General features: G+C 66.4%; 11 protein-coding genes. 5 read left to right on the forward strand and 6 right to left on the reverse strand.

What is annotated here, in order from left to right; translation table 11 throughout:
• Nucleotides 1–912: 912 nt before the first annotated feature.
• The 3 genes from A6A05_RS17990 to A6A05_RS18000 are packed head-to-tail and all read left to right on the forward strand — an operon-like array spanning nucleotide 913 to nucleotide 2,068.
• Nucleotides 913–1,155 (forward strand): AbrB/MazE/SpoVT family DNA-binding domain-containing protein, encoded by a 243-nt coding sequence (locus A6A05_RS17990; protein WP_068504254.1) that lies wholly within the window; start codon nucleotides 913–915, stop codon nucleotides 1,153–1,155.
• Nucleotides 1,152–1,499 carry a type II toxin-antitoxin system PemK/MazF family toxin gene (locus tag A6A05_RS17995; RefSeq protein ID WP_068504256.1) on the forward strand — a complete coding sequence of 116 codons (348 nt, stop codon included), beginning with the start codon at nucleotides 1,152–1,154 and terminating at the stop codon, nucleotides 1,497–1,499. Before A6A05_RS17990 ends, A6A05_RS17995 begins: the two co-directional genes overlap by 4 nt.
• Before the next feature lie 2 nt (nucleotides 1,500–1,501).
• The gene (locus A6A05_RS18000) at nucleotides 1,502–2,068 is read left to right on the forward strand and encodes a Crp/Fnr family transcriptional regulator (protein WP_082911056.1); all 567 of its coding nucleotides are present in this window, start codon (nucleotides 1,502–1,504) and stop codon (nucleotides 2,066–2,068) included.
• Here the strand turns inward: A6A05_RS18000 and A6A05_RS18005 are convergent.
• Genes A6A05_RS18005 through A6A05_RS18030 form a run of 6 tightly spaced genes read right to left on the reverse strand, consistent with a single transcriptional unit; the run spans nucleotide 2,058 to nucleotide 9,807 of the window.
• Nucleotides 2,058–3,101, reverse strand: coding sequence for a glycosyltransferase (locus A6A05_RS18005; protein ID WP_068504258.1), 1,044 nt, complete (start codon nucleotides 3,099–3,101; stop codon nucleotides 2,058–2,060). The genes A6A05_RS18000 and A6A05_RS18005 overlap by 11 nt on opposite strands.
• Nucleotides 3,102–3,105: 4 nt before the next feature.
• A complete protein-coding gene (locus tag A6A05_RS18010) occupies nucleotides 3,106–3,858 on the reverse strand; it encodes a glycosyltransferase family 2 protein (protein ID WP_068504272.1) in 753 nt (250 codons plus the stop codon).
• Nucleotides 3,855–4,988, reverse strand: a complete 1,134-nt coding sequence (locus A6A05_RS18015) for a glycosyltransferase family 4 protein (protein WP_068504260.1) — start codon at nucleotides 4,986–4,988, stop codon at nucleotides 3,855–3,857. The genes A6A05_RS18010 and A6A05_RS18015 overlap by 4 nt, the downstream gene beginning before the upstream one ends.
• Before the next feature lie 3 nt (nucleotides 4,989–4,991).
• Nucleotides 4,992–5,723 carry a polysaccharide deacetylase family protein gene (locus A6A05_RS18020; RefSeq protein WP_245644361.1) on the reverse strand — a complete coding sequence of 244 codons (732 nt, stop codon included), beginning with the start codon at nucleotides 5,721–5,723 and terminating at the stop codon, nucleotides 4,992–4,994.
• Nucleotides 5,724–5,767: 44 nt separating this feature from the next.
• A complete protein-coding gene (locus A6A05_RS22170) occupies nucleotides 5,768–8,587 on the reverse strand; it encodes a glycosyltransferase (protein WP_082911057.1) in 2,820 nt (939 codons plus the stop codon).
• Nucleotides 8,584–9,807: a DUF2478 domain-containing protein gene (locus A6A05_RS18030; RefSeq protein WP_068504264.1), complete on the reverse strand. Its 1,224-nt coding sequence runs from the start codon at nucleotides 9,805–9,807 to the stop codon at nucleotides 8,584–8,586. The genes A6A05_RS22170 and A6A05_RS18030 overlap by 4 nt, the downstream gene beginning before the upstream one ends.
• Nucleotides 9,808–9,901: 94 nt before the next feature.
• Here A6A05_RS18030 and moaA point away from each other — a divergent pair, with 94 nt between their 5' ends.
• Nucleotides 9,902–10,888 carry a GTP 3',8-cyclase MoaA gene (gene moaA / locus A6A05_RS18035; RefSeq protein WP_068504266.1) on the forward strand — a complete coding sequence of 329 codons (987 nt, stop codon included), beginning with the start codon at nucleotides 9,902–9,904 and terminating at the stop codon, nucleotides 10,886–10,888.
• A 70-nt stretch (nucleotides 10,889–10,958) separates the two neighbouring features.
• Nucleotides 10,959–11,726 carry an NAD kinase gene (locus A6A05_RS18040; RefSeq protein ID WP_068504268.1) on the forward strand — a complete coding sequence of 256 codons (768 nt, stop codon included), beginning with the start codon at nucleotides 10,959–10,961 and terminating at the stop codon, nucleotides 11,724–11,726.
• Nucleotides 11,727–11,817: the final 91 nt, after the last annotated feature.

Raw genomic sequence — 11,817 nt, forward strand, 5'->3', positions numbered from 1 at the left:
ACCAGCCTCGCTGTACGCCTCGCCGACACCCCAAGAAAGCGAAAACGCCAAGTGTGTGCGCTATGTTAACGCCTATGAGAGTTGCCCCTCCCCTGACAGGCATCAGTGAATTTTAATATTCAACAGGTTTTCGCACGGAGCCTCGGGATAACGTTTCCCGCTAAGCGTTTCTGAGACACGACCCTGGTTACAGCCAACAAGAGCTGCCGCCTCGTGTTGATAAAGGCCCTGCGAGTGAACTAGCCATTTGGCCGTCGCTGCTTGTTCATAGGTGAAGGGGTTTCTTGCACGCATAGTTGTATCGCCTATTAAGGGAAACGGCCTTCCCCTTGAACGGGCAGGTTCAGGTGTGCAACTATCCAACTTGGGAGCATAGGGTTGTCACAACACCCGATCCTATTTCCGCCGGTCAGCGCGGGAAGCTTCTCGCTTGACCTCCGAAGAGGGCGGTGTCGACTGCAATCGGCGCCGCCTTTTTCGTGCCCATATTTTGGCTCGTGCCGCCCATCGTAGTCAAGAAGGCCGTTCTTTTTTCGTTTCCACAGCTTATCGCTTTGAGTTTTCTCATCTTTTCTCATCTTTATGGACTTATCCACAGGTGGCGACCTGTAAGTAACGTGCCAAGATTCCCAATCTTATCCACATGATCGTGTTTGCTTTTGCATATGCAGCCCAAGATATTGGGCCTTCACTCAAGCCTGCATCGTGCTCCCAGCCTCATGTAAATAATGGTTTGAGAAAAGGTTAGGGAGCGTCCAACAGGCCAAGAAGTCGCCTTTCTGTGAAGGCAGTCGTAACCCTGGTTAGCGGCAGCAGCGAACGGCGCCATAATCGCGCAGGAAGGCCACGCGCCCATCTCTTGTATATCCGCCGGATATCCCCTATCCTGACCGTTCAACGTCGGAGGTGGCGATGCTGGCTCAGGTGGCGCGCTGGGGGAACAGCCTCGGCATTCGTATTCCCAAGGATGTCGCCTGCCGGGCTGGGCTGACCGAAGGCGCCAAGGTCGAGATCGAGGCGGTGGGAACCCAGGTGGTGATCTCGCTGGCGCGGCCGCGCTATCAGTTGGGCGATCTTCTGACCGGGATGACCCCATCTTCCATGCGCGACGCCTTCGACTGGGGCGACGATGTCGGCCGCGAGACGGTCGAGTGAGCGAGACTTACACCCCCGAAGCCGGTGACCTGATCTGGACTGATTTCGATCCCCGCACCGGGCGCGAGCAAGGTGGCCGGCGGCCGGCTTTGGTGGTGTCGCCCAAAGCGTTCTGGCAGGCCAGCGGTTTCGCCATCGTCTGTCCGATCACCTCGAAGATCAGGCCATTCGGCACCAGCGTCGTTTTGCCGGTGGGATTGGCGCTGGCCGGTGAAATCCTGACCAGCCACGTGCGCAGCATCGATACGCTGGCCCGTCCGATCCGTCCGGTCGGGCAGGCGGTGCCGGGTGCCGTCCTTGATGACGTGCGGGCCAAGCTCGCCGCCTTGATCGGGTTATCCTGACGGTGTCGAACCTGGCCTTACCCCTGCTGAACGCGGTTCCCGGCCGCGCCGTTCGTCTGTCCGCTGGGCAGACCCTGTTTTCCGCCGGACAGGCCCCCGAGGCGCTGTACCGGGTCGATAAAGGGGGCATCCGGCTGGTCCGGGACGGCGCATGCCTGCACCTCGCCCGGGCCGGCGCCTTGTTCGGTGAAAGCGGATTGTTCGCGCAAGTCTGGGATTGCACCGCCATCGCCGAGAATGCGGCCACCGTCACCGCCTTTCCCCGCCACGGCTTGCTGCTGGTGCTGAAGGCCCATCCCGACCTGGCGGTGGGCTTCGCCGCCTGGATGGCCGCGCGGCTGGACCAGGCCCGCTCTGATGCCGAAATCCTGCGCCTCAAGGGCGCCGACCAGCGCATCCTGGCCGCCATCGCCCTGGCCGGCGGCCGGCTGGAGCTGGATTGTCCGCTGCTGGCCTGGGCCGGCCAGTTGGGCCTGACCCACGAGGCGCTTTATCGCACGGTGAAACGCCTGGTCGCCCAGGGCCGCATCGACCGGATCGGACGGCGCGGCTTTCGGATTATCGGCTGATTCGGGCGATCTTCTCGAACTCGGCCGCCGCCTGATCCCAGCCCCAGGCGTTCTGCAGGGCCAGGCAATCCCGGTGCATGGCAAGCCACAAGGAATCGTCGGTCAGCACCTTGATGGCATGGGCGACGAATTCGTCATCCGAGCCGGCGGCCCAGCCGGTGCGGCCCTCGGCCACCCGTTCCTTCATGCAGGCGATGTCGCGCAGCACCGCCGGCACCCCCATGGCCTGGGTCTCGGCCACCGCCGAGCAGAAGGTCTCGCCGATGTCGCCGCGATAGAGCAGGGCGCGGGCCTGGGCCAGTTCGGTCACCAATTCGGCCTTGGGCACCGGGCCGCGCAGGATCACGCCCTGGCTGGCCAGTCCAGCCGCCCGGTCCAGCACCGGCCCCATGCGGCCGGCCTTGGCCGCGCCGGCGGCGCCATAGGTGGCCTGGCCTGCGAAGACGTGCAACTCGGCCGCCGGCACGGCCGGGCGGATGCGGGCCTCCCACAGATCCAGCAGCCAATCCAGCGACCGCATCGGGTTCGAGGTGAAGGCCACCTTTGGCGGCGGCGCCGCCGTGCGTTCGCTCGCATGGCGGAACAGGTCGGTCAGGCCATAGGGGACGATCTCGCGCCCGCCGGCGAAGGCCCAGCCCGGATAGGTGCCGGCATGGGACGCCCCGGAAAACACGATGGTCGGCCGCCGCCAGGCCAGCTTCCATTGATAGCGCCACTTCAAGAGGTATCCGGCCGGATTGTGAATCCAGAAGATGACGAAGGCAGCCGCCCGGCAGTCCTTCAGCAGCTTGTCGCCGCGATTGGGGATGTAAAGGTCGGCATTGTCGGGGATGCCGCGCGACAGCGGCCGCCAGGTCACCCCCTTGTGGGTGATCTCGGCCTCGCACTTGTTGCAGACCAGAACCTCGTGGCCGCGCGCGGCCAGCGCGTTGGCCATCTCGATAAAGCTGGTTTCGGCGCCGCCCAGCGGGCGTTCTTCCAGGGTACGGCCGTCGAAGACGATGCCGTCGTCGGCCATGACGATACGGGCCATCAGATCAGTCCTTCTCGTGTTTGGCCTTCAGGTGCGACAGCATCGGATAAAGGGCCGCGCATACCGCGATGATGAAGCCGTGGCCGCCTTCCTTCCACCCTTTGCGGCGGACATAGCATTTGAAGAAGCGGCTGACCATGCGTCTGGTGTTGGCGGCGGTGCCGCCCCAGGTCTCGCCCCGCTCGCGCAGGTCGCGGGCCTTGGCGGTGGAATAGGAATCCAGCCGGCGGATCATGTCCGAGATGTTGCGGTCGACATAATGGTTCAGGCGGAAGGTCAGCATCGGCCCCTTGGTGCCGGTCCAGCGCAGGCTGGGATGGACGCGGTCCTTGCCCCATACCTTGGCGCCCTTCCTGAACAGGCCGGGATAGGCGGCCTTGCCGTAGCTGGCGCCCCAGCCATGGCGGACCAGGCGGTCGCCGATGTAATTATCGACCAGGATCTCGTGCCAGTCGAACTGGCTGGTCTCGATGGTGCGGCGGATCTCGGCGGCCAGATCGGGGGGCACGTGCTCGTCGGCATCGACTTCCAGAATCCAGTCGCCGGAACAGGCTTCGATGCCTTTGTTGCGGCGGTCGCCCTCGATGTCCCAGCTGCCCTCGACGGTCTTTGCCCCGAAGCGTTCGGCCTCCGCCTTGGTGCCGTCGGTGCATTTGTCGCACACCACCACCAACTCGTCGGCGAAGGCCAGTTTTTCCAGGCAGGCGGCCAGGCGCGCTTCCTCGTTGTGGGCGACCACCAGGGCGGACAGCTTCATGGCATCACGCTGACCCACGGGCGCGACTGGGCGCGGCGGATGGCGGTGCGATAGGTTTCCAACGTCTGGTTCATGCGGTGGTCGAAGCGCATCGCCTGCTCGGCCAGGTGCCGCGCATTGGCGGCGACGCGGGCGGCGGTTTCCCGGTCCTTGACCAGGCGGGCGATGGCGGCGGCCAGTTGGGTCGGCTCGGCCGGGGGCACCAGCCAGCCGGTCTCGCCATCCTTGACGATTTCGGGCACGCCGCCGACGGCGCAGGCGACCACGGGTTTGGCCGTCGCGAAGGCCTGGACGGCGACGCGGGGCTGGGCCTCGGTCAAGGACGGGATGACCACGCCGTCGCCGGTCTGCATCAGTTCCGATACGTCGTCGCGATAGCCCAGGAAGCGGACATCGACGTCCAGCCGCGCCGCCTGCTCCTTCAGGCCTTGTTCGTATTCAGCGCTTTCGGCGGTGGCCGATCCGGCCAGCAAGGTGGTGAAGGTCAGGCCCTCGGCCTTCAACAGGCCCAGCGCGTCGATCAGGAAGTTCTGGCCCTTGTCGGGGCGCAGCATGCCGACGCAGACCAGCACGAAGGCATCGTCGGCCAGCCCGATCTCGGACCGCAGGCGGGCGCGGGTCGCCACCGGGTCGGCCAGCTGGAAGAAGCGTTCATCGGCCCAGCCGCCGATCGAGGTCGAGCGGGCCGGGTCGGCCAGGCCGATCTCGACCAGATGTTCGCGGGTGCATTCGGCGACGGTGATGATATGGTCCGACAACCGCCATTGCAGCCGCCGGACCCAGCCGGGCTTCAAGGGCTGGTTGACGTGGCGCGAGCGCACCAGCGCGCACAAATCCAGGCAGGCCAGCGCCGCCTTGGCGTCGCGGGTGACGTGGGCGTCGATCACCTCGATTTTGTACTGGCGCACCAATCGGCGCATCGCCTGCACGGTCGAGGCCTTCCACGGCCGGTCGAAGTCGAAATCGACCACCGGCAGGCCCATGGCCTGGGCCCGCTTGAACGGCTCGCCGTCGGCAGGCGCCGCCAGCCACACCGCATGGCCGTTGGCGACCAGCCAGCGCACCTGCTCGATGGTCCGGTGTTCCATGCCGCCCCAATTGCGGCCGGGGATGGTGTGCAGGATGCGCATGGTTCAGACCAACATGAAACGGGTCCACCAGGGCTGGGCGGACAAAGGTTGCAGGGGGGCGGTCTTCAGGCCCTTGGCCGCCAGGCCTTCCAGCAGCAGGCGCATCAAGGTGACGGTGACGGCCGGCTTGTGGATGGCGCCCGGCCGCTCGTTGATCGGCTGGTCGTGCATCAGCAGGATCGAGCCGGGAAGCCGGGGGTCGTCCATCAGGCGGTCGACCTCGATGGCGCACTCGCGGACGACGTCGCCGGCATCGGTGCAGCGGGTCGAAATCAGGTGGTCCTCGGTCGAGGTGCCCCAATGGGCGAACTGGCAGCCCGGCTTCCACTGGGCCAAGGTGCGGTGGACCCGGGCGTTGCGATAGCCGCCATTCTGCGGCAGCCGCACCAGATAGGGCGAAGGCGTCGGGCGAAAGCCCGACAGGAGCGATTCGGCCCGGGTCATGTCGTCGACCAGGCGGACCGGGCCGGCCTTGTCCAGGCGGATATGGTCCCAGCCATGGGCATAGACCGGGTGGCCGCGGCGGATGATGTCGGCCACCAGGGCCAGATGGCCTTCCATGCGGCAGCCCGACAGGAAGAAGGTGGCCATGGCGCCGTGGCTTTCCAGCAAATCCAGCAAAGCGGGCGTGGTGTCGGGCATCGGCGCGTCGTCGATGGTCAACGCCACGCTATCGGCGCCGGGCACACGGCGCAGCACCGGAATCCACGCCCCCATCGACCAAGAAACACCCACCGATTCACCCTTTCAACGCATGCGGCCGCATCGTGCCATTTCGCTTAGGCCCTCGCCACATCCAACAGCACCGAGGCGGTCGCCTCGGCGCAGGAATCCCAGGTGAAGCCCCTGGCCCGCTCGATTCCGGCCTGTGACAGTTGCCGCCACAAGTGGGGATCGTCCAGCAGGCGGTCGATGGTGGCGGCCATGTCGGCGGGATCGCCGGGCTTCGAGTAAAGCGCCGCCGGGCCTGCGACCTCGGGCAGGGCGGCGGCCCGCGAGCACACCACCGGCAGCCCCGAGGCCATGGCTTCCAGCAAGGGATTGCCGAAGGTTTCCACCAGCGACGGGAATACGAAGATTTGGGCCTGACGGTAAAGCTCGGCCACCTCGGGTTGGGTCTTGCCGCCCAGGAAGGTGACGTGATCGCCGATCCCCAGTTGGACCACCATCGCCTTCAGCCGGCTGAAATAGCCGTCGTCCAACGGGCGTCCGGCGATCTGCAGGGAGATGTCCGGCCGGGTGCGGGACAGGATCGCCACCGCCTTCAGCAAGGTCTCGAAGTTCTTCTGGACATAGATGTCCGACACCGCCAGCAGGCCGTGGCTGATGCGGAGGCCTTCGGCCGCGGGTGGCGAGAACAACGGCGACACCCCGTGATGGATGACGTCCAGGCGGGAATCGCCTTCCATGCCGAAGGCTTCCAGGAAGTTCTCTGCGGCGTGGCGTGACACCACGATGGCCCGCCCCGAGGCTCGGAACGACCATTCGGTGGTCAGCTTGACCGCCAGCCAGTAAAGGCGCTTGTCGAGCCGGCGGTCCATCGTCGCCACCTCGAAGGCGTTGCGCAGCAGCAAGATGTTGCCTTTGCCGCGGATCGGTCCGTAATTGGCCGGCGAGAACACCGCCGTCGCGCCGATCCTGGCGGCCAGCCGGGGAATATCGATCTGCTCTTGCCAATAGACGGTCGCCAGGCGCGACACCGACGGCAGAACGTGAAGCGTCAGGCCGGCGGCCATGTCGCGGAATTGCCGTTCCTGGTCGGATTGGATCGCCACCTCGATCCTCAGCTGGGGATGGGCCGCCAGCCGGGGCAGGATGTTGGCGAGATAGGTGATGCCGCCGCCGCTTTTGGCGTGAACCGCGTTGACCAGCACGGTATGGCGTTGCGGCGACACCGGGGCGCAACGGGTTGGCACGTCCCGGCGCAGGCGGTCGAGCACGCCCTGGACGTGATGCGACCAGGTGAAGCTGGCCAGGGCGCGGGCGCGGGCATTGGCCCCGACGCGGGCGCGCCAATCGGGATGGTCGGTGGCGTGGACCAGGGCGTCGGCCAGGTGATCGACATTGGCCGGCTCGATCAAGATGCCGACGGAATCGGGAAACTGGTCCATTTCGGCGGCCCTGGCGACGGGCGGCGATCCGGCCATCATTTCCGAGATTTGGCCCAGCGCGCTGGCGATGGTGGGCCGTCCCATGCCCATATATTCGAACAATTTTGTTGGCGAGCCGAAGAATTCGGTTCCGTCGGCGTTGGGAACGTGCGGGGCGACGAAAATGTCGGACGCCGCCAGCATGGCCGGCGCCTGGTGGGGCGGCACCAGGCCCGAGAAGGTGCAGCGATCGGCAAGACCAGCCTGTTGCAGGCGGGTCTCAACCTCGGCACGCGACATGCCGTCGCCGATGAACAACAGATGCAGCCCGTTCTTTTCCAGCCATTCCGGCCGCGACCGCGCCAGTTGGATCAGCGCCTGGGCCAGGATCTCGGCACCATGCCACGGCCCGAAGGTGCCGACGAAGGTGGCGACCACCGCCTGTGCGGGGATGCCCAGCCGACGCCTCTCCTCGGCGCGGTCGGCGGCGGTGAAGCGGGTGGGGTCGAACCGCTTCTGGTCGAACCCGTTGGGCTGGACATGGATGCGCTCGGGCTCGATGCCGCGGCCGATCAGTTCCTCTCGCAGGGGCTCCGAGACGGTGACGATCAGGTGGGCGTGATGCAGGCAGATATCCTCGGCCAGCATCGCTACCGCGCGGCTTTTCAGCCGTGAGCCCCAATGATCGGCGATCCAGACCTCGGACCCGTTATATTCCAGCACCAGCGGCACGCCAAGGCGCCGCGCCAGGCTGACCGCCGCCGAACTGCCCAGCGACAGGCGGTGGTAAAGGAAGGCCGGCCGGCGCCGGTTGTAATGCAGGATCCACCGCCGCAGCCGGGAATCGTAGCGGTAGTTGTTGACCTCGCGCGGGTAGGTGTAGCCGTACGGCAGCGGGACCCGAAGGTTGGACAATGCGGGGATGCCGGCCAGTTCCGGCGCTTCGGACGGCGAGACATAGGTCACCCGCAGGTCGTTTTCGCTCAGGCCCTGGATGACGCCGGCGGTGTGCGACACCGAACCGCCGGCCATGACGCCGGTCCACAGGTTGGTCTTCAGGTACAAGACCTCGTTGCTGTCGCCGTCGATGGTGACGGTCTGGCGGGGCGCGGCCGCCAGCTTGCGCAAGCGGCCGGTCGATAGCGCCATCGCCAATCCGGCGCTGACGCTGTGCCAGCCCAGTTTCACGGCGGCGAGCACGGCGCCAGGCCAGCCCAGCCTGGTCTGTTCGAAATTGGGGCCGAGCAGGATGATCCGGTTCGACCTGGGCAACAGGGCGATCAGGCGCAACATCGGCAGGAACGGCACCCAATCCCGGCTGGGGCAAGGCAGGATGATTCGGTCAAACGACATGCGCCGCATCTGGCGCAGGATATCCAGAGTGCCGCGGCCGCGAATGTTCGAGACCACCAGGGCCTCGACCGGGTTGCCCAGATGGGCCTCGATTTCGGCGACGGTGTCGCTGGTCAGGGGATAATAGGTGATCAGGACGTCCGGTGAATTGGTCACGGCCGATCCTCCGGGTCGACCAGCGTGGCCTGGCGGCAATATCGCTTGAGATCGCGCGCGCCGGCTCCCTCGGCGACGGCCCGGGCCAGGCCGTCGGGATCGGTGGCGACCAGCCCCGAGGTGACGGAAACTCCGTATTCGAACACGCGGGGCGCGAGCGGCGCGCCGGGTCCGACCAGGGCGATGCGGGCGAAGGGGGCCAGACGCAAAAGGTGCGCCAGGGTGCGGTTGGCCAGGGCAGAGGCGGTGACGATCACCGCTTCGGCCTGCGGCAGCAGCCAGTCGGCGGCTTCGGCGGGATATTGGCCTGGGCCGGGCCGGCGGTCGATGACCACAGCCCCCGGCAGCCGTTCGGCCAGGCCGGGAAAGGCGCCGACCACCACCATGCGGTCGGGGGCATCCAGGCTGTCCAGGCCGTTGACGTCAAGGGCCGCCAGGTCGAAGCGGTTGGTGAAGGCGTTGGCCGCCGCGATGCCGACCGCCGCCGCCAGCGGGTCCCAGCCCAGCATTCCTTGCGCCAGCTCGGCCAGCGGCCGGCCGGTCCAGCCGCCGGCGGCGCCGCGACAGACCGGCGCGGTGCGCTCGGGCGTTTGGGCCAGGCCGATGCCGTCGGGGCCTTCGACCATGATCCAGTTCAGCCCGACGATCACCCGCTTAGCCTCGCCCGGACCCACTCCGGCCACCAGGTCGCGATACAGGTGGGTCGGTCCCCACCAGCGCCACAGGCTGGCCATGTCGGCGCCCAGCAAGCGGCCCCGACCACCGGTGAAGGCGTGCCAGTCCTCGACCAGGGCGGCCGGTACGGCGGTCAGCAACGGCACGCCGTGTTCCATGGCCAGCAGCATCTCGGCGGCCAGACCGTCGCCGGCCTGTTCGGCCTTGGAAAACTTGTTGACGAACAGCAGGTCGACCTTCGCCTCGATGGCCCGGCGCAGCGGCGCCGACGCCTCGGCCAGGCCGGCGGGATCAAGCGAGCACGAACGCGATCCGCTTCCCAGCTTCTGGCGGATCGACAAGATCTCGCCGGTGGCGACGTCGGTCAGTTCCATGTCGGTCTTGCGGCCGTCTTCACCGAAGCGGGTGGTCTGAACCATGCCGCCGACGGCGAAGCCGCGCGCCTTCAAGGCACGGGCGAACGCCGCCTGCAGCGCTTCCGGCTGGCGGTCGGGGGGATAGACGATGGCGCCGATCAGCGGCGGGGCCTGCAGGGGATCGATCATCGGTCTTGACCAAGCTTAAGACTCGTTTTCACTGCCTCACCCATATTAGGATTGTTCCTGCCGCGCAACGGCGCGTTTCACTGGAGTTGCCGTCATGCTGGACCCGTTCGGTCGCAAGGTGACCTATCTCAGGGTCTCGGTCACCGACCGCTGCGATCTTCGCTGCGTCTATTGCATGGCCGAAGAGATGCACTTCCTGCCCAAGGCCGACCTGCTGTCGCTCGAGGAAATGGAGCGGCTGTGCCGGGTGTTCGTCGCCAAGGGGGTGAAGAAGATCCGCCTGACCGGCGGCGAGCCCTTGGTGCGCCACAATGTGCAAAGCCTGATCGTCAATCTGGGCACCCTGATCGGCGAAGGCGGCCTGGACGAGCTGACGCTCACCACCAACGGCACCCAGTTGACCAAGCATGCCGAGACCCTGGCCAAGGCCGGCATGCGCCGCATCAACGTCTCGCTGGATACCCTGGACGGTGACCGCTTCGCCGCCATCACCAGGGGCGGGCGCCTGGCCCAGGTGCTGGAAGGGATCATGGCGGCCAAGTCGGCGGGTCTTTCCATCAAGATCAACAGTGTGGCCCTGAAGGGCGTCAACGATCACGAATATGACCGGCTGGTCGAATGGTGCGGCAGCCACGGCTTCGATCTGTGCCTGATCGAGACCATGCCTATGGGCGACATCCATTCCGACCGCACCGAGCAATATCTGCCGCTGTCCGACGTGCGTCGTCGCCTGGAAAGAAGCTGGACCTTGCAGGTCACCGACTATCGCACCGGCGGGCCGGCCGAATATTGCACGGTGGCCGAGACCGGGCGCCGCGTCGGCTTCATCACGCCGCTCACCCATAATTTCTGCGAATCCTGCAACCGTGTGCGGGTGACCTGCACCGGCACGCTGTATATGTGCCTGGGCCAGGACGACGCCCACGATCTGCGCATCCCCTTGCGGGCCGATCCGACCGATGCCCATGTGTCGAGCGCCATCGACGAGGCCATCGCCCACAAGCCCAAGGGCCATGATTTCATCATCGAGCGGGATTCCAAGCCCGGAATCGCCCGTCACATGAGCGTCACCGGCGGCTGACCGATCGGGGGTCGCGCAATTTCGGCAAGCGGCTATACTGGGTTTGGTCCCGACTGTCCCGGTTCATCCGATGCACCAAGCCAAGATCGCCTTTGTCGCCGCCGACACCGAGGCCGGCCGTGCCGCCCTGAAGCGGCTGGAGGACCGTTACGAGCATGTCGCGCCCGAAACCGCCGACGTGATCGTGGCCCTGGGCGGCGACGGCTTCATGCTGGAAACGCTGCATCGCTGGCTGCATCGTGGCGTGCCGATCTATGGGATGAATCGCGGCACCGTCGGCTTCCTGATGAACGGCTTTCGCGAGCACGGCCTGCCGGAACGGCTGCACCGCGCCCAGCCGGTGGAACTGCACCCGTTGCGCATGCTGGCGACCCTGGCCGACGGCACCCAAATCGAGGCGCTGGCCATCAACGAGGTGTCCTTGTTCCGCGAGACCCGCCAGGCGGCCAAACTGCAGATTCGCATCGACGGCAAGGTCCGGCTGGACGAGCTGATCTGCGACGGCGCGCTGGTGGCCAGTCCGGCCGGCTCGACCGCCTATAATTTGTCGGCGCACGGTCCGATCGTGCCGCTCGGCGCCGGCATCATGGCCCTGACCCCGATTTCGGCCTTCCGGCCCCGACGCTGGCGCGGCGCGCTGCTGCCGCACCATGCCCGCGTGACCTTCGAGGTCTTGGAGCCCGACAAGCGCCCAGTCTCGGCGGTGGCCGACTACACCGAGGCCCGCGACGTCCGCATGGTCGAAATCCGCGAGGACCGCTCGGTCAGCCTGACCTTACTGTTCGACCCCGAGCACAATCTGGAAGAACGGATTTTGGCGGAACAGTTCCAGGGGTAGGGGGGGGGAGAAGGCATAGGCGTTAACATAGCCTGGACAGGCGGGCGTGAGCGTGATTCAAGATGGAATGACTCATCCATCATGCCCCCCT

Source organism: Magnetospirillum moscoviense, assembly GCF_001650635.1.
Taxonomy (GTDB): Bacteria; Pseudomonadota; Alphaproteobacteria; order Rhodospirillales; family Magnetospirillaceae; genus Magnetospirillum; species Magnetospirillum moscoviense.